An 18,780-nucleotide genomic window follows, 5' to 3' on the forward strand; every position below is an offset into this window, starting at 1 on the left:
AACGTTAGAAATGGGGGGATTACCCTTCACCACGATCACTATATTTTTTAAAATCTTCGTAATCAAGCGCGGCCCCAATCGTCGCGCTTCCAGCACTCAACAATCCCCCAAAAAGCTTAAGCTTCTGATAGCTCCAAAGCGAAGATCCCTTGTCAAAGTCGCCGCTAATATCCTTGGTCATCCCCTTGATGGCAGTGGACGCGACATCAAATAACCCGCTGATGATTGTCATGCCAGATGCTGCCAGACCCAGAAAGCTTTTTGCGTCCTTTTTCTGCGCGCATGCATCAACCATCTTCGAAAAATTCACACCTTCGATAAGCATCACCAGCAGTGCCGCACGAACGTCCTTGATCGCATTTCCTGAACTCTCGCTTTTTCTGAATTCAGTCCATGCCCTGCGCATATTGTCGACTTGCGCTGCCTTAATCTGAGGCCGCTCACTTGCCAGGAAGTTTCGGCAGTGCTCAATCGACTGATCATCAGTTCACGGGCAACGCCTTCATTGAGGGCTTGTGCTTGAATCAGCTGAAGCGAATCCATCGGGTCAACCAGCAAGCGGATGTTCAACAGATGCTGAACCATTTTCTCTCCGCCATAATCAAGAAGGCTATTGACGCGGAAATACTTCATGATGGGATCGCCGGTGGCCATGATCTGGAAGTCGATTCCCTTGGTCTTGATGGGCTTCAGTTGTACATTGAATGCCATGGAGCCTTTTTCGGAGGCCGCCTTGACGTTGGCATTGTAGATACTGAGCGCTTTCTTGTAGGTGTCTGCAGTGGCCTTCAGACTCTTTTGGCCGACGGCCAGCCAGTCAATGCTGCTGGCGATGATCTTCTTGTCGTTCTTTTGCTTGGCCTCTTGAAGATGGGCATCCAGTTCCGGCATGGCATCGATTTGGTTCAATGCCATGGGATGCCACAAAAGGTTGGTCTCCGTAGCCTTCGTTTCGGCGACCCAAGCGGCAATTTTCTCTTTTCCCGAGCGACTGTCATTCATACCGAAGATGGCACGTCCTATCTGATCGTCGAAAACCACGCCATCGCGGACGCTCTTGCCATGAAATTCAGTCAATGCATCAATCAGGTTCTTGGCCCCCAGCCAACTGACCAAGTCAGTCGTGCGCTCTTCCGCGATCCTCGATACAGTCGTCTGAAAGTCTTTAAAATTCTTCTTGAAGGAAAGGTATAGCGGATTGTCCAGCTTATCCTCATATTTTTGCCAGGCTCAAGCACGGGCATCTTCCACGTTCTTTTCTTTGAATGAGGATCTTCTCTCCACAAATTGATCCGCTTGCGTGCGAAGCTTGGCGAGTTCCTTGCTACGTGCAGGCTCAGGCATCTGGTTGACATGTCCCAGCAGATAAGAAGACCCGACTTCGCTCCGCGATCTCATGCAGATGGCGACAACACTCGGTCAATATCGAAAATAGAAAGTGCCGCACTCCCCGGGATCACCCTCTTTTTTCTTTTCTTTTGATGACTTCTTCAAGTCAATTTGTGATGGATTTCCCCACCCTAACGCTGCAAAAACGCGTTCTGCAACGCTCGCAAATGGCAATAATTTAAATCCCATGTTGATAGTGAATGCCGAAAAAACCAAAATAAAACAGGCCAGAAATATGTAATTGTAAATATCTAGAAACAACTCCTTTGTAAATCCAAGCAACATACCAAGCCCGGAAAATATCACAAAAGAAATCAAACAAAATACCCATATAAACCATGCTTTTGAAACTGCTCTCCAATGTGCAGAAACTCCACGACTACAATGCGGATAGAGGGCAATTAACCTATCTAAAGGTCGTGCTATGGCAACCACTTCGTTAATGCTGCTCGTCATCCGATACACCACCTCTACGTCATCATCTTCAGAAAAGGGGCTTCTCCAGACCCATCCTTGATATCGCTGATCGTTGATTTCAAAGGAGAGATAATCTGCCCACTCTTCAATATGGGATGCATTGCTCATCTGCGAAGTGGCTGCTCCCCCCATCCCAGCGAAGGCATTTGCAATTGCGGACATCTGCATAACCCGTTGGTCGTTTTTCGTTAGAACAAAGCTGGCTTCAGCGCGATTGCACTCATAGCGCTTTATTACGCCTCGCGCCACTCGCAAATCGTCACCAACTTCTATTTTCAAAAATGAACCCATCAAAGTACTCCAATCTCAATAAGCGATTTCTCGAGCTCTTTTCTCTGCAGGGAAATATCAGTGTATGCCGCAGACGAGTCTTTCTTGGTGCCGAACACGCATAGCGAGCACCAGCTCTCGAGCGCATCGTCGGTAATTACCCAGATGATGATTTGTACTCCGAAGGACAGAACAGATATCCACACGCCGACAGACATAAATAATATCCGTCGACCGAGAAGTGCAGCAGCGCCTGCCCCAACTTCCCCTGCAGCATTTGCAATCGCGACTGATCCAGTCACACGACCAATCAGCGGCGCGGCGTACGTGAACGTTGCGAGCATCGTCATCGCAACATTGGCCAAGCCCAAAACTGCTTTGGCAAAGTATGCATATACGAGCGGACGCTGTCCACGATCAACACTCTTTTTCGCGTCGATAACATCAAATACCACCCCGATAACCCCAGCGCCGACACTTAACACCGCGCCACCAAACTTAAATTTCTGATACGGGATACTCTCCGCACCAGGCGACTCCTTCAATTGAGTCGCAACGATGTCTGCAATCGCTGCTCCGATCGACATGAAGGACGCTGCCAGTAAAGCAAAACTCTTCCCGTCTTTTTTTGTATTGCAGTCGTACAGTAGCTTCATTGTATTGACACCTTCAATGAAGAGCACAAGAAAGCCGATTCGGGTATCCCGCAAGATGACGGGAGCCTTTTCACCCTGGATCGCTTTTCCCCAGGCAGCTTTTTGATCCCGGACGCTCACGTGGTCGGTACTTGTCTCAGGATTTGTACCAGTCCCCTTGGAAGACGACTGCATAGTGACCTTTACAACTGGCTTAGATTGACCATCCGAACGCAATATGGCTAACGTATCCTCACGTTCAAGCTGGGCCGATTCAATCATCTTCGCTATCTGCGAAATCGCCGCCTGATGTTCGATGCTTCCTCGAATAGCGAACATGTACTGGATCAGCTTTTCGCTTGCCATTTCGGACAGACTTTCAGCGACCGTGAAATACTTGAAGATTCGATCTCCCGTGGTCGCTGCCCATCGGTCAAATCCATTTAGATTGATCAAGCGGACCGGTTGAATGGGGACTCCAAAGGCCGTAGCCGTACCCGCCAAGGCTTTCTCGTTGGCCGTGGCAATACCTGCGCTTTTCTTATATACGTCTCCAAGAGCCTTTAACGTCTTTTGAACATAGCCCGCCACATTGCTGATGGTAGCGTGTACTTTTTCATTCTTCAGTCGTTGGGCTTCTTCCAGTGCAAGATTCACTCCGGGAATGGCATCATCCTGATTTCTTGCCAAAGTGCGCCAAATGAGGTTCCCTTCGGATGCCTTCATTTCTTTGATCCATGCATCCAGCTTGGCTCTACCCGCAGCAGTTCTATTGATTCCATAAATTGCCTCTCCAACGTGGTTCTCGAAAGCAATTCCATCCAGCAAATCGCGCCGACTAAATTCGGTCAAGGCGTCGAGAAATGGCCCCGACTGCAACCATGCAATCAGGTCTTCGTAACGTTGGTCCATCAACTTTTGCAATCTGTTTTCAAATTTCTCGAACTCGGATTTGAACTCGTTGTAGGCCCGCATATCCAGCTTCTTCCGGCATTTCTCCCATTCGTTATTAACGATTCTTTCCTGCGCTTTCTCACGCTCTACAACCAGCTTCTCGACGTCCCTGCGAATGCCCGCAATCGTTGCCGCACGTTGTGATGGAGTCTCCCAATAGGCACGCGTCAACTGGTCGTCGTAGCCTATAGATTGAGCAATTTCATTTTTCTCCAAATATTCCAGCGTGTCGTTGATATCCTGCTCCCGCGTCTGCATGTCGGCCGACATGCTGGCGGCGCGGGCCCTCCTCTCGGCGATATTGCGTGGGCGAACTTCGAGCTTGTTGTACAAAGCACGATTACGCGCCTGAACACGAGTGGCGTGATCGGCCAGGAGTTTCTTCAGATTATCGATCGACATCATTCCGTCGATCTGGAACTCCCTTTCGATCTGGTATTGATTAGCCCATGCCAGCGGTTCCGCGAAGAAATTATTGAGCTCGTGGGTAATGCCGATAGCATCCCACAAGGCGATCAATGCTGGCTTCTTCGAAGGACCCTCACCACTCGTGCCTATTTCGTTCATGACTTTTACCAACTGAGCGCTTTCCCCCTTACGCATCCGAACCGGATAGCGACTTACCTCGCGCTCCAACTTGGCTTGACCAGCACTACCGTTCTTGGCGGTAAATCCCTTGAAACCCGAGGATTCATTCAGCCAAGCTGGATCAAACGATGGGTCGTACTCCAGAACCTGATGGATGTCTGATTCCGTCGCAGGAAGACAATGAGGATACTTCCCTGAAGATAGCCATTTTTCAGGCTCGAATGGCTGCATCCTTCTCGCGCGAGAAGCGGGATGCAGTTGGAATTCCTTATATATTTCACCACTCCATGGATGGTCTGAGAAAGCGATCCAGACCTTCCCGCACTTTTCCGGATTTGGAATTGCGATCACCGAGGCTGGAAGATTATGTCCCGATCTTGCGCAGGTCGGATCGCTTGGCGCAGGTGCCATGTGCAGATGCGAATTCATTTTCCATAGATATCCGGCTTCACTGACGCCGTAGGTCTCCCATTTGATCAGCACGTTGCTTGGATGACGTTCGTAGTAGACGTATACATACCCCTGCCGCAGCACTCTCAACGCATATTGATGATGTTGAATGGAGACATCCGTCACCTTTGCACCGAGGCCTGAAGGCAATGTGGAAATTGTTTTCTTGGGAACAACAGAATATCGGACCGGAAGAATCGCCAGTCCTTCCTTGTTGCAGTTCTTGCATTGAGGATTCTGAGGATTTTTGCTGCCCATTATTTACCCATTAGAAATTGCGCCAAGAATTGCGCAGAAAGACCGAGCTTTTCCGTGATGGATTCCGAATAACTTTTACCTGAACGCGTACCCTCCCACACCGCGTCAAGACGCGAGTCACAATAGAAGGGCTCGCCTATCTGAAAAAAGTGAAACAGGAAAAGAATCCGATCGTCAGGTAACGACAGACCTCTTTCTGAGGCCGCTTGTAATGAAGAAAAAATTCTGTCTTGCGAGGGTGTTTGGTTGCGATCTCCTCCCTCGTTCAACCAATGCATCCAAGCTGCATGTATTTCTGCGTAGTGCTCCAAGCGATACCACTGTGTTGCCGACAGCGCCAAGCTCTCTTGCAACGAGATTTCTTGTTGTGAAGAACTCTCACCAGCCAAATCTCGCCTCATTATCTCCACCTGCTGCTGCCGTCCAATGCTGATCAATGCCTCGGCAGGCCCAAGGAGAGTTGCTTTTTGCGCTGGTGTCAATGTTGGCCAAAGCCACTCACGAACAGAAGGATCATTGAATCGTAATAGTCGGCTTTGTCCCCTCTCATGATGTACACAAATGGATCTTGCCCAATAACCAGCCAGCTCCCGGGCGTCAGCGGGGCCGATTACCCACCCAGCCACGGGTTGCCCGCGCGATGCTTGCAGGGTTTCCCAATCCCAAGCTGCCCAGGCCATGGCTACACTATTGGCAAAGATCTCGCAGTCTTCGTAGCGTTGAAGATCTAGTGAAAGAAGACTCGGCGCAAAAGCAAGGTCAAAACGGGGGTGTCGAATAGGTATCGGCACACAGTCTTTCTTCCTAACTCCTGCAAGATCCATTTGGTGAGAAAGAGGATTGAGCCATAACAGACATTGACCATTACTTTCTTTCGAAATCAGTCGATGAAGTGCATTAAGATGCCCATCCCATGGGGGTACCGCATTCACCACTTGTTCATTTTCCATAGTTCCGATTGACTACAGTATTTGATAGCCGGATAGGGTTTGGCTCGCATCTTGACTCGCCTGCGCACACCCCTTCATCTGCCCGATAGACATCACCGTGCTGGAAGAACTCCCCTGCGGCCCAGTCAACTCCTTTGCACTAGCCCTGAACTCCATCGCCCCCGGCCCATGCACCTCGATGTTGCCGCCCTCGAGTTTCAGCCACGCGCCCTGCGCACTGAACTGCACATGCTGCTTGCCCGTGATCTGCACATCCTTCCCCACGCTGGCCACCGTCACCTGCTTCGCCGCCGTCATCAGGGTCTTTCCCGCCTGGCTCTGCACGCTGACCTTTCCCGATGCAGCATGCAGCGCCATGCCGGCATCCTGAACCGGCTTGCTGGCATCACCGACTTTGCCGTAAGTGAAAAGACTGATCCCTGCCTTGGCCAGATGATGCAGATGGCCCTGGGCAATCTGGTTGATGTCCTTGCCCGCCGTGACGCTGCTGGTCACCCCGGCTGCCAGAATCGCGCTGGCCGGTGTTGCCGCCGCGATGCCGGCCGGACTGGAGAGCTGCAACTGCGGAGCGCTGAAGGCGGTCGCGCCAGTTGTGCTTGCTTCGCTGCCCTCATCACCGCTGCCATTGCCCGATGAAGCCGTGGCACTCGCCTTGAGCACCTCGACCGACTCCGCCAGCGATTCCACCGCGGGCAACTTGCCTGCTTCCGTCTCGCCCTCGAATTTGGCATTGTGCTTCTGGGCGGTCTCCGCCAATTGCTTCTGCTTATCGACGCTGTCCGCCAGCTGCGAAAGCGCACCCCGCACATCCAGCTGCGCCCCCGAACTCTTCTCCGTCGACAGCAGCAATCCCTGACCGCCGCGCACGGCCGCACTGTAGCGGGTCTTCAGCTCGAAGCCCTGACCAGTGTTGGTCAAGCGCTGATTGTCAGTCTGCTGGCGCAGCAGACCAAGATTCAGTTCGCTGGCACCGTCATGGCCATCCGCATGCTGCTGCAGCGAGGCGCGCGACTGGCCGGGGGTATCGTCAAACACCAATTGGTTGTACGCGCCACCGCCGCTCTGGCTGGCACCCAATGCCTGTGTCTTGATACCTGAGAGCACCGCCGCATGCTGGTGCCCGTCCGTATCGCCAGGGAACCACGCCGGTGCATTGCCGGTGGCCGCACCTGCACCCTGCCCGGCCTGGTTGCCCTGGGCATTGTCCTGCCCGCGACCGTTGTACAGCGTGCCGATGGCCACCGGACGGTCGATGTCGCCTTCGATGAAGTCGATCAGGACTTCCTGCCCCACGCGCGGCACCGCCTGGCCACCCCAATTGGCGCCCGCCGTCGGCGCAATACCCGCCAGCACCCGAACCCAGGTGCCAGATTGTTCATTGGCTGGCGCGCCAACGTGACCTTCCGGTGCCGGAGAACTCAAGCCGCTGTGGCTGCGCTCGCCGCGCTGCCAGTGGAATTGCACGCGGATACGGTTGTCGCGGTCAGTGTGGACCGCTTGTCCCTGTGCGCCGACCACCACCGCCGTCTGCTGGCCGCTCGCCACCGGCTTGGGGTGCAGACGCTTGCCCTCAGCATCCGTCAGCAGGGGACGATACGGAATCTTGTTGCGGATCGCCTCGAAACGATTGCGGTAAACCGGCCGCGCATCGCCGCGCGCAGGCCCCAAGGCGGCATCGAGCAGACTCCCAGCACCAGCGCCCTCGTCCAGTACGGCTTCGCCCAGCAGACGCATCGCCTCCGCCTTGAGATCCGCGTTCAGATTGTTGTGCGCCTGGTGAACCACCCGCAGCAGCGCGAACTCGTCATCCGCGCCACCGATATGGTCGTAGTGACCAGTGAGGGTAAAGCTGGTCGCGGGCCTGAGACTGCGCACCGTGCCCGTGCCGGTGAAGATTTCATTGCGCGCCTCGATGGCCTGCATGTGATTGCGCGCCTGGCGTTCGGCCTGCGCACGGTTCTCGTTGGCGTAGACGCCGGGCGCATCGCGCAGGGTCAATACCAGACCGCCCGGTTTTTCGCCCTGGCTGCCGTGGGCATCATCGCCACCGGTACTGCTCATGCTGCTGGCCTCCCGTACTGCGGCCTGGCGGTAGTCCCAGGTCAGGATCTCCACCGCATTGCTCTGCCAGCGGCGCACGCTGCGCCAGCGGTCAATACTGTCCTGCGACATCACCGCTCCCGGCTGGCTGAAGGCGATCTGGTCACGTGCATTGGGCTTGAAGCTGCCGTTGTGGTCAGCGATGACCACAGTGTGCGTTCCCAGGCTGGCGCTGCTCGGGTCGCCGGTGTGCTCGATGTAGTAGAACAGGCCTTCCTCGGCCAGCAGGCGTTCGACGAAAGCGAGATCGGTCTCCTGGTACTGCGTCGCCAGACTGCGCCTGGGGTAGACCGAGGCATCCTGCAAGTCCAGTCGCCAGGCGGGCTGCAGCTTGCCTTGTCCCTGGTAGTCACGGAAGACGGATTCGATGATGTCCGGCACCGTCATGTCCTGGAATACTGCACTGTCGCGCCGATGCTGCAGGAAGGCCAGCCACGGCTCAATGGTCAGCACGTAACGCGCCATGCCGCCATTCGCCCCTTCCATCCGGCAGTCGGTGACGTGGCCATGGAAGGCACGCGGCGCACCATCGGTATCCAGCTCAACCAGCACCGGCTGCCCCAGCAGCTTGCGCAGGGAAATGCCGGCGTTCAGGCTGAGGCAGGAGAGCTGCAGGCGATAACCGGCGATGTCCGCCTTGCCATCCATCGCACCGCGCTCCTCCTGGAACGCACTGATCTGCTCGACGGCCTGCAATTTCTCGGCCATCAGCGTCTCCGCGCCCAGCTCCGCTCCTGCGGCCATGTACAGCCGCATCACCCGCGTGGATTGATTCCACGCCCCCGCCAGGGCGGCGATGGCCGAGGCAATCATGATTGCCCCGCCGTTGATCGGACAAGCTCAGCAGCAGGCGCTGCCGGGTGAAAGAGTGGAGAGGAACACGTCATGATCTTGACCGCTTCGTGAAGATTACTGGATGGTGTACTTGAAATCGCCCTTCTTGCTGGCCGAGACCTTGATGCGGCTGATGCCCTGCCCTTCGGCCATGCGCGCCAATACGCTTTCGGCGATCTCCGGCAAGAGGCTGCCGTTGAGGATGTTGTCCACATTGCGCGCGCCGGAATCAACCTCGGTGCAGCGCGCGAGCACGGCTTCGACCAGCGCCTTGTCGTAGCTGAACTCGGCCTTGTGGTTGCCGGCGATCCGCTTGGCGATGCGCGCCAGCTTGAGATGAATGATCTCGACCAGTACCTCGTCGGCAATCGGGTAATACGGGATGACCTTGAGACGCCCCAGGAAAGCCGGCTTGAAGGCCTTGACCAGCTGGGGCCGGATCAGCGCATCGAGCTCATCCGGGGTGGGCAACTCTTCCGCAGTCTTGTTCAGGCACGCCTGCATCATCTGCGAGGAAGCGACATTGCTGGTGAGGATGATGATGGTGTTCTTGAAGTCGATCTCGCGGCCTTCGCCATCGTCCATCACGCCCTTGTCGAAAACCTGGAAGAACAATTCCAGCACATCCGGGTGCGCCTTCTCCACCTCGTCGAGCAGCACCACGCTATACGGATTGCGCCGCACCGCCTCCGTCAGTACGCCGCCCTCGCCATAGCCGACATAACCCGGCGGCGAGCCCTTGAGGCCGGAGACGGTATGGGCTTCCTGGTATTCGCTCATGTTGATGGTGATCAGCTTGCGCTCGCCGCCATACAGCACGTCGGCCAGTGCCAGCGCAGTCTCGGTCTTGCCGACGCCGGACGGTCCGACGAACAGGAACACGCCCTTGGGCTTGCCCGGATCATCCAGATTGGCGCGCGAGGTACGTACGCGTTGCGCGACAGCAGAGGTCGCCTGCGGCTGCCCGAGCACGCGCTCGCGCAGCAAGGCGTCCAGGCCCAGCACGATCTTGATCTCATCCTTGACCATCTTGCCCAGCGGGATGCCGGTCCAACCGGCCACAATCTCGGCCACCACATGGCCATCCACCTGGACCGGCACCATCGGGGTCTCGCCCTGATGCTGCTTCAACTCATCCAGCAACTGCTTCAGTTCGGCGCGCGCAGCATCGGCATCACCGGTGTTGCTACCTTCCTTGTTGGCGTCTTCCAGGGCGGCACGCGCCTGCTGGATGCGCTCATTCAAGCCACGCTCCTGCTCCCAGCGAGTCTGCAGATCGGCCTGTTCAGCCAGGGCCGCGGCGTGTTGTGCCTGCAATTCGGCCAATCGTGCCTGATGCTCGGAGCCGCTGGCGCTCTCGCGCCGCAGTGCGCCGATCTCGGCATCCAGACGCTCGATGCGCCGCGTGACGCCTTCCAGCAGCGCCGGCGTGGCATTCTGTCCCAGCGCCACCTTGGCGCAGGCAGTATCGAGCACGCTGATGGCCTTGTCCGGCAGCTGACGGCCGCTGATGTAGCGATGCGACAGGCGCACGGCTTCGGTGATCGCTTCGTCATACACGCGCACGCCAAAGTGCTTTTCCATGAGCGGTGCCATTGCCCGCAGCATGGCGCATGCCACTTCCTCGGTCGGCTCCTCGACCTTGATGACCTGGAAGCGGCGGGCCAATGCGGCATCCTTCTCAAAATACTTCTTGTACTCGCTCCAGGTCGTGGCGGCGATGGTGCGCAACTCGCCACGTGCCAGGGCGGGCTTGAGGAGGTTGGCGGCGTCGTTCTGTCCGGCCTGGCCACCGGCACCGATCATGGTGTGCGCCTCGTCGATGAAGAGAATGATGGGATGCGGGCTTTTCTTGACCTCGTCGATCACGTTCTTGAGGCGATTCTCGAACTCGCCCTTGACGCTGGCACCGGCCTGCAGCAGGCCCATGTCCAGCGTATGGATCTCCACGCCTTGCAAGGGCTGCGGCACATCGCCCTGGGCGATGCGCAGGGCCAGGCCCTCCACCACGGCGGTCTTGCCCACGCCGGCCTCGCCGGTCAGGATGGGATTGTTCTGGCGGCGGCGCAGCAGGATGTCGACCGCCTGGCGGATCTCGGCGTCACGTCCGATGACCGGGTCGATCTTGCCGTCACGGGCGCGCTGGGTCAGCTGGGTGGTGTACTGGTCCAGCGCCGGGGTCTTGCTGGCAGCGCGCTGCTGCAATTCGCCCACGGGATCGCCGCCTGCGCTGTCCTCTTCACCCGGCTTGCCGCCGGCATCTGCCATCGCGGGCGCTTCCACCGAACCTTCGGTGAGCTTGTGCAGGTCATGCTTCAGTTCGTCGACCTTGAATTTGGCAAACAGCTTGGAACCGCGATAGGCCAGTTGCGACAGCTCGCTCTGGGTCAGCAGCGCCAGCAGCAGGTGGCCGCTGCGGATGGCGGGATTGCCGCTGTCCAGCGAAGCGATCAGCCAGCCATGTTCGAACAAGGTTTGCAAATGAGGAGACAGCACCGGGGTCCGGGTATTGCCGTTCTTGAAGGTGCCGATTTCGCGTTCGAGATCAGCCTGCAGACTGTCGAGACTGATGCCGCTACGTCGCGCGATCAGGCAAAAATCGGACTGCGGCTGCTCCAGCAGGGCCAGGAACAGGTGTTCCAAGTCCACTTCATACTGGCCGCGCGACATGCACAGCGTGGCTGCGCGTTCCGTGGCCAGGCGCGCGGACTCGTTGAGTTTGCTGATCAGGGATTTCAGGTTGATGCCCATGCTGCGTTTCCTTCCTGCTTTGAGTGGCGACAGCCTTGGCGGCCATCTTGGTTTTTGTGGTTTTCTTTCACATCACTGAACGGCAATTTCATAGCGGATATCGGCACGGTCCCTTGTTTCGGGCGCGGTGGCGATGAAGGTGTCCCAGCCCAGGCGTCCTCCTTCATTTGTGCCCGCAAGCGCCATCCCGCGGACATCCTGCGCACGCAGCACCAGCTGCACTTCATATTCGAGCGTCGATCCGGTGAACATGCCCAACATGCGCGCCAAGGCCAGGGAGGCCTTCTTCCCTGGCAGGAACTGCTCGAAATCCTTCATCGCCAGCGGGCCGATGCGCAGACGCATGCGCAGGTCGCGCTGCCAGACCCGCTCGCCGGCCATGGCCGTGCCGAGGGCCGAATTGGTCGAACCCAGCATGGTCTGGTGTTCGCGCGGCACCTTGTACCAGTAGCCGACGAACTGCTCGATCTGCAACGGCACCGAGAAATACTCGCCCAATACCTTCTGCATGTAGGGTGCCGAGGCGGGACGGTGACGGAAGGCCCCCGCGAAGTGCGCCAGGGATTCGTCGCGGACACCGTTGCCCTCGATATCCTGCAGGCGCTCGCGCAATGAACGGAAACCGAGCCCGGACAAGGACAACAGCAACGGCAGGAAGGTATCGCGGCGGCCGGCTTCGTATTGAAAGGCCAGCCGGTACTTGCTCCACGCCTGATAGAACAGGGCGAGCGAACGCGTGGAAAAGGCATCCAGGAAAGCACGCGGACCTTCATCTCGCTGCTCGATCTGGTGACGGGCGATGCGCTCGGTGTAATGCGCAGGAAGCGAACCGCTGCCGCCCAGGAAGCCCATGAAGGTCGGCGTCAGCCGCACATACTTCATCTGCCCGCTGCGCAGTGCCTGTTCCATGTCAGCGACGGAGACAGTCTCATCTTCGCGCGGCGGATAGGTCTCAATCCCCTCGATTTCACTGGCAGGAAAGCCGAGTACGGTGCGATTGGCAAAGCGCAGGAAATCACTGAGCGCACGTTCATGCGGCACCCCGTTGCGCTTGAACCAGAGTTCGATCATGCGCACGGCCTGGAAAAACTGGAAGCGGTGAGGAGCGGCGAACAGCCGCTCGATCACGCTAGGCTCAAATCTCCGCTGCGTGGCCTGCATTTGAGCAGTTCCTCCCCGGTTCTTTTGGATATCACGGTCAACTGCGAAAAGCTGTTGGCGTGGACGTACAAACCCATGAAGCGATCGATCACGCCGGCGAAGGCGTGCAAGCCGCTGCCGACGAAACCATCTTCATCCACGGTCAGCTTGACCTCGATGCCGCGCACCAGGCTGGCGAACGGATTGCCCGGCAACCATGCGGTGGTGGCTTTGTGATCGATGGCGGCGATGGCACTGATCTGGCGTTGCGAAATGGGTGAATTGGATTGGTCGTAAAGCGTGAGCATCTCCTGGAAGGCTTCCAGCCCACCCCGCATGAGCGAGAGGTGATTCAGCGAGAGATGCGAGATCAGACGCCATTGCGCGCCGCGTCCGCGCTCGAAGCGCGACGGCAACGTCGGTTTGCGCAACAAGGCGGCGGTGCGGATCACGCCGCCACCTTCCAGACTCAAGTCTCCGCCCGGCAGGCCGTAGGTCAGCAAGGCAGGCAGGTCGCGGTTGGTGCAGGTCAGTTCGATGCTCAGGGTATCGGTCTCGACCTTGGCCGGATCGAAATCGATATCGACGATCGAGATCTCCGTTTCATATCCGGGGCTCTTCAGGGCAACCAATTCGTCACGGCGCATGGCCCAGTAGTGACCATCACTCTCCGGTGCCTGGCCGTGGCGCAGGGAATAGAAGGGGCGGAAACGCGTGATCGATTCGCCTTGCGGCGTCTGGCGCACCAGCTGGACCGAATCAATCGAGTAGACCTCGTAACCGAAGGCACGACGCCCGTCGGGCAGGACCGGGTAGGAGGCACCCGCATGCGTCAGGCGGATCGGATCGCCCCGCTGGCTGAACAGGTTGATGACCGGTGTGCAGCCCAGCAGCAGATTGGCCGCGCTGACGCCGCCAAGCTGGCGGGCGATGTGCGAATCGGCGCGCAAGCCGGACAGGCCCAGGTGCAAGGTGAAGCTTTTGGTCCCGGCCGGCAGGACGGCGAGAATGGCCGACAGATCGATGTCGAAGAAATTGAATTTCTCGGGGAAGGCAAAATACTCGGTCAGCAAGCGATAAGCCGGATGCGATTGCGACGGGAAGTCGATCAGCGCGTCCTCTTCAGCGAACCCCACCTCGGCCAGCGGGACCTTGCGCAGCCCGGTCCAGCGGCCGCTGCGCGGCAGCTCGACCCAGGCAGCCGTGCTGCGCATGAAGAGGCTGTCACGCAGGGCGGCGCAGAACGAGGCCTCGCCATCAATGAAGACGCGCAGCGAGGCCAGGCCCAGCTTGGACAAGGTCACCTGCTCGGTGGTGGTCTCGATGGTGATGGACAGGGAGGATGTCACCGAAGTCGGCAGTACCACTGCCTCGGGGGCATCGATGATGGGAGAAAAGACCGCTTGCGCTAACCGGATGGGCGCGACCGGCACATCGTAAGCGCTCTGGAACCGGCAGATCACGCCCTTCACCGGCCGCGTGGAGAGCGCCGTCCCGCGCGGGATGACGGTGGCGTTGGTCAGCTGCGCAGCCGAGGCTGCAGAGTCCATGCGCGCGATCGAGCAGGAGGGGAAAGGTCGCAGGTAATGCGGATAGAGGACCTCGAACAAGGCCTCGGTGAATTCGGGGTAGTCGTCATCAAGCCGCTTGGAGACCCGCGCGTTGAGCAGCGCATAGGACTGGATCATGCGCTCGATATGTGGATCCTCACAGATCTCGCCGGCCATCAACAGGCTGCCTGCGATCTTGGGATAGCGCTCGGAGAACTCGCGGGAATAGCGCCGCAGGAAGCTCAGCTCGCGCTCGTAATAGGGAAGCAGCTCTTGCACTTAGACTCCTATGCGCGTGGTTCGCGACTTGCTGATCGAATATTGCAGGGTGGACGGCTGCAGGACGGCGTCAAAATTGACGGTCTCGCGCGCCGCATTGACCACGAGCAAGGCACTGATGGCGAAATTGAGGCGGTTGATCGAACCTTCCTGGATCTCCAGCGTGGCCTTGACGTTGCGCAATCGTGGCTCGTGCCGGGAGATGGCTTCTTCCAGGGAATGGCAGATGGCCGTGCGGTCATCCAGGCTGGCCAGGCTCATCCCGGCAAAATCATTGAGACCATAGGCGATGATGGAGGTGCTGCATTCGGGATATTGCTGCAGCAATTCCTCGGGCACGACGGAGCGCGTGTTGAGCATCGCTTCCAGATCGCGTGCGACGGCATCCTTGAGTTCTTCTATGGAAAGGCGGCTGACGACAGGGCTGAAGGAGGAACGCGGTCCATCATTCATCAGCTTGTCAAACAGGCTGGGCGCGAAGCCTTTCATATGCTTTCCCCCGTCTGGTGATCGAATTATCGGGTGGGTGAATCGACTGGCCTGGCCGACCAATCAACGATCTTGATAGTGAATCACACGGTGTTGAAAGCGGAAGTCCGCCGGAGGACCGGCGGACGTCATACGCTTCATGAATGGCTGTTCTTTTGCCGACAGCTCATCCGTTCAGTGCAAGGTTGCCTCAGATGACCTTGTTGGTCGACAGATCCCAACCGCCCGAGGTATTGCCGGCGGTCCCGCCATCCTTCTTCTGCTGGGTGTACTTCCACTTGACGGTGGAGTACTTCAGGCCGACCACTTCGTTCAGGATCTCGCCCGACTCGATGGAGGGAGCGACGCTGCTGATCATGACGTTGGTCAGTTCGATTTCGAAATAGCGGACGCGCTCGCCCTTGCCATCGGCGCGCATGAATTCGAACTTGGCCTTCGGGATGGTCTTGCCCGAGGAAGAGTTTTGCAGCAGCAGCGGCGAAGCCAGGTCAGCCACCTTGGTGAACACGATGTCCTTGTGCTCGCAGCGCTCGGCGGTGTGGCCACCACCAGTCGATGCGGTTGCCGATTTCGGCTGCAGGACTTCCCAGTCAACGGTCTTGCACTCGATCCAATCCTTGTGCAGGTCATCAGTGGATTCACCCTTGATGCCGTCGATTTGCAGATAGACGTCAATTGCCATAACTTATCCTGTAAACATGAGGGAGGAAAAATAGTTAAGATTTACCTGCCTGCGGCAGCTCCGCAACCAGCCGGAGCGACACGGACAGTTCATCCAACTGAAAATGCGGACGCAAGAACGACACGGCGCGATAAACGCCTGGCCGTCCTGGCACTTCCGACACCTGTACCGAAGCTTCGCGCAGCGGGAATTGCGCTTTTGCTTCCTGCGTGGCGTTGTCATCCAGCAGCACGTATTGCGCGATCCAGCGATTGAGGAAGTCTTCGACGTTTGAAGCGGCAGCAAAGCTGCCGATCTTGTCCCGCATCATCGACTTCATGTAGTGAGCGATACGCGAGACGGCAAAGATATATTGCAACTGCGAGGACAGGACCGCGTTGGCATTGGCCGCATCCGTGTTGTACTTCTTGGGCTTCTGAGCGGACTGGGCACCGAAGAAGGCGGCGTAATCCGTGTTCTTGCAGTGGACCAGCGAGATGAAGCCCAGATCCGACAGTTCTTTCTCGCGACGGTCGGTGATGGCGATCTCGGTGGGGCACTTGAGGGCGACTTCGCCTTCATCCGTCTTGAAGGTGTGGGTGGGCAGGTCCTCGACCAGGCCACCACCTTCCACGCCGCGAATGGCCGCGCACCAGCCGAAGTCCTCGAAAGCCTTGGTCAGTTTGCTGCCGAAGGCATAGGCAGCATTGCACCACAGGTATTTGGAGTGGTCGGTGCCATCCACATCCTCGACGAAGTTGAAGCCTTCAACGGTGGTGCCATCCTTGGGATTAAATGGCAGACGGCCGAGGAAGCGCGGCAGGGTCAGGCCGACATAGCGCGAATCCTCGGATTCGCGGAAGGACTTCCACTTGGCGTATTCCACCGTGTCGAAGACCTTGGACAGGTCGCGTGGCTTGCCCAGGTCGGCATAGCTCTCCAGGCCGAACAGCTCAGGCGATGCGGCGGTGATGAAGGGAGCGTGCGACGCAGCGGCGATGCGCGACATCTGCTCGATGAAGTACATATCTTCAGGCTGGCGCGTGATTTCGTAATCGCCCAGCAAGGCACCGAAAGGCGCGCCACCGAAGGTACCGAATTCTTCTTCATATACCTTCTTGAACATGGCGCTCTGGTCGAATTCCAGGGCCGAGTTGAAGTCCTTGACCAGTTCCTTCTTGGTGGCGTTGAGGATCTTGATCTTCTGATTCTCGCCAACGGTGGTGTTGCGCACCAGGTAGTTCAGGCCTGTCCAGCTGCCTTCGAGCTTCTGGAATTCGGGGGCATGCATGATGGCGCTGACCTGATTCGAGATCAGATGATCCAGTTCGGCAATGCGGGCATCCAGGGTCGCCGACAGGTTGTCGGAGACGACCACCGTCCCTTCCATGACCTGGCTGACCAGTTCGGTGATCAGATCCTTGGCGCGGTCATGCTCGGAAGAGGACTTGGCGACCTTGCTTTGTTCGACGATGTCATCCAGAAGAGTGCTGGCGGCAGCGGCAGGCGCAGCACTTGCGGCAGCTTCGGTATTGGCTTGAGCGGACATGGGAATCTCTTTTACTTGTTGGTTTGCTTGCTGAGTTCGGCCAGCTTCTCGGTGCTGTTGAGCACGTCGCTGAGGATGTCTTCCAGCTTGTCGTTGCCGGCGATCTTGTTGCGCAGATCGGCCAGCTTGGTGCGTGCTTCCAGCAGCTTGCGCAGCGGCTCGACCTGCTGCACCACGGACTCGGGACGGAAGTCTTCCATCGAGCGGAACTTCAGTTCCACCGCGAATTCCCCGCCTTTGTCGGAGAGCTCATTGGAGACGCGATAAACCGCGCGCGGCTCGATGCCCTTCATGACTTCGTCGAAATTGTCGGGATCGATGTTGATGAACTTGCGATCCTTCAGGCGCGGCTGCGGCACCTCCGAGTTGCCGCCAAAATCACCGACCACACCGGTGACGAAGGCCAGTTCCTTCTTCTCGATGGCGTCACCGATCTCGACGTCATACGTCATCTGCACGCGCGGGGGACGCACTTTCTGCAGTTTTTTCTGGATGCTTTCTCTTTTGGCCATGTTTGCTCCGCTGCTGTATTGAGTGAACGCCCCATTCGCCTGAGGCGGCTTGAAAAACGGGGACAGCACAAGCTGCCCCCGCTGGCGCGCCTTACTTCAGATTGCCAAAGGGATTGGGACCGCTGCCACCGCCACTGCTGCCATTGCCGGCATCCGCATCTGCAGCAGGTGCAGGAGCCGCCTTGCGAGCTGCCTTGCCGCGCGGACGGACCGCTGCAACAGGCTTGGCCGGAGCGGGCACCAAGGTGTTTTCGCCGAGGCTTTCACGCAGGATCTTGGTCAGGTCCTGTGCTTCGGTCTTGACCGAACCATTCAATGCATTTTGTGAGCGCAGATCCCCCAGCGACTTGGTGGCCAGACGCAGACCGGAGACGGTCACGATGCTGTTGGCGACCTTGTCGGCGGGATCGCGCTTGAGGGCTTCCTGGGCGTTGACGATCGCATCACTGTAATCACCTGCATCGAAGCGGATCTGGGCGATACGCAGCCAGGGCGTCTTGTCAGCAGGGAAGCGGCTTGCCACCACCTTCAGCACCGACACTGCCTCGTCGGTCTTGCCTTCCGCCTGCGCGGTATTGGCCTGGGCCACTCCGCTTTCCAGCGTGTTCTTGGCCTCATCTTCCGGATTGGGCTTGCCCTGGGTATTGGCACAACCCGCCAACATCACCGCCAGCAACGCCGGAATGATCAGACCTGTCTTGAATTTGCTCGCACGCATTGGAAACCACTCCTTATATTTTTGACATTAAGAAAGCCTTGCACGACATCGCGCAAGCAAATTAGTCGGCACCGAAAAATTCCGGAGATTCCTGATTTTTAGGCTGCAAATGAGATGCGACGGCTGTTTTCTGGCGAAATTGATGCTTCTGGAAACCGCACTTTTTCACTACGCCACGTTCCAATCACGACTATCAGGTTGTTGCCCGACTTAATAGTTTTAAGTA

The 18,780-nt window shown here is 57.7% G+C and carries 14 protein-coding genes; all 14 read right to left on the reverse strand.

Translation table 11 applies throughout. The annotated features are described in order from the left end of the window. Positions 1 to 19 precede the first annotated feature (19 nt). A complete protein-coding gene (locus tag ACWFUC_RS00780) occupies positions 20 to 328 on the reverse strand; it encodes a hypothetical protein (protein ID WP_489623841.1) in 309 nt (102 codons plus the stop codon). Beyond that, a complete protein-coding gene (locus ACWFUC_RS00785) occupies positions 325 to 1,116 on the reverse strand; it encodes a hypothetical protein (protein WP_489623842.1) in 792 nt (263 codons plus the stop codon). The genes ACWFUC_RS00780 and ACWFUC_RS00785 overlap by 4 nt, the downstream gene beginning before the upstream one ends. Positions 1,117 to 1,419: 303 nt before the next feature. Continuing rightward, entirely contained in the window at positions 1,420 to 2,157 is a 738-nt protein-coding gene (locus ACWFUC_RS00790; RefSeq protein WP_489623843.1) for a putative type VI secretion system effector, read from the reverse strand. Further along, complete coding sequence (locus ACWFUC_RS00795; RefSeq protein ID WP_489623844.1) at positions 2,157 to 5,021, reverse strand: T6SS effector BTH_I2691 family protein; 2,865 nt, start codon at positions 5,019 to 5,021, stop codon at positions 2,157 to 2,159. Before ACWFUC_RS00795 ends, ACWFUC_RS00790 begins: the two co-directional genes overlap by 1 nt. Further along, positions 5,021 to 5,971 carry a DUF4123 domain-containing protein gene (locus ACWFUC_RS00800; RefSeq protein ID WP_489623845.1) on the reverse strand — a complete coding sequence of 317 codons (951 nt, stop codon included), beginning with the start codon at positions 5,969 to 5,971 and terminating at the stop codon, positions 5,021 to 5,023. The genes ACWFUC_RS00795 and ACWFUC_RS00800 overlap by 1 nt, the downstream gene beginning before the upstream one ends. Positions 5,972 to 5,983: 12 nt before the next feature. Then, a complete protein-coding gene (locus ACWFUC_RS00805) occupies positions 5,984 to 8,884 on the reverse strand; it encodes a type VI secretion system Vgr family protein (protein WP_489623846.1) in 2,901 nt (966 codons plus the stop codon). Positions 8,885 to 8,980: 96 nt separating this feature from the next. Further along, a complete protein-coding gene (tssH, locus tag ACWFUC_RS00810; protein WP_489623847.1) occupies positions 8,981 to 11,656 on the reverse strand; it encodes a type VI secretion system ATPase TssH in 2,676 nt (891 codons plus the stop codon). Positions 11,657 to 11,728: 72 nt separating this feature from the next. After that, positions 11,729 to 12,817 (reverse strand): type VI secretion system baseplate subunit TssG, encoded by a 1,089-nt coding sequence (gene tssG, locus ACWFUC_RS00815; protein WP_489623848.1) that lies wholly within the window; start codon positions 12,815 to 12,817, stop codon positions 11,729 to 11,731. Next, complete coding sequence (tssF, locus tag ACWFUC_RS00820) at positions 12,781 to 14,625, reverse strand: type VI secretion system baseplate subunit TssF (RefSeq protein WP_489623849.1); 1,845 nt, start codon at positions 14,623 to 14,625, stop codon at positions 12,781 to 12,783. Before tssF ends, tssG begins: the two co-directional genes overlap by 37 nt. Next, positions 14,626 to 15,114, reverse strand: coding sequence for a type VI secretion system baseplate subunit TssE (gene tssE, locus ACWFUC_RS00825; RefSeq protein ID WP_134223451.1), 489 nt, complete (start codon positions 15,112 to 15,114; stop codon positions 14,626 to 14,628). 190 nt (positions 15,115 to 15,304) lie between these two features. Continuing rightward, positions 15,305 to 15,796, reverse strand: coding sequence for an Hcp family type VI secretion system effector (locus ACWFUC_RS00830; RefSeq protein WP_034330822.1), 492 nt, complete (start codon positions 15,794 to 15,796; stop codon positions 15,305 to 15,307). A gap of 34 nt (positions 15,797 to 15,830) precedes the next feature. Next, positions 15,831 to 17,324, reverse strand: a complete 1,494-nt coding sequence (tssC, locus tag ACWFUC_RS00835; protein WP_034330820.1) for a type VI secretion system contractile sheath large subunit — start codon at positions 17,322 to 17,324, stop codon at positions 15,831 to 15,833. 11 nt (positions 17,325 to 17,335) lie between these two features. Continuing rightward, the gene (tssB, locus tag ACWFUC_RS00840; protein ID WP_034330819.1) at positions 17,336 to 17,836 is read right to left on the reverse strand and encodes a type VI secretion system contractile sheath small subunit; all 501 of its coding nucleotides are present in this window, start codon (positions 17,834 to 17,836) and stop codon (positions 17,336 to 17,338) included. 91 nt (positions 17,837 to 17,927) lie between these two features. After that, positions 17,928 to 18,554 (reverse strand): tetratricopeptide repeat protein, encoded by a 627-nt coding sequence (locus ACWFUC_RS00845; protein WP_034330817.1) that lies wholly within the window; start codon positions 18,552 to 18,554, stop codon positions 17,928 to 17,930. Positions 18,555 to 18,780: the final 226 nt, after the last annotated feature.

The sequence above is a fragment of the Herbaspirillum sp. Her4 genome, from assembly GCF_057961335.1.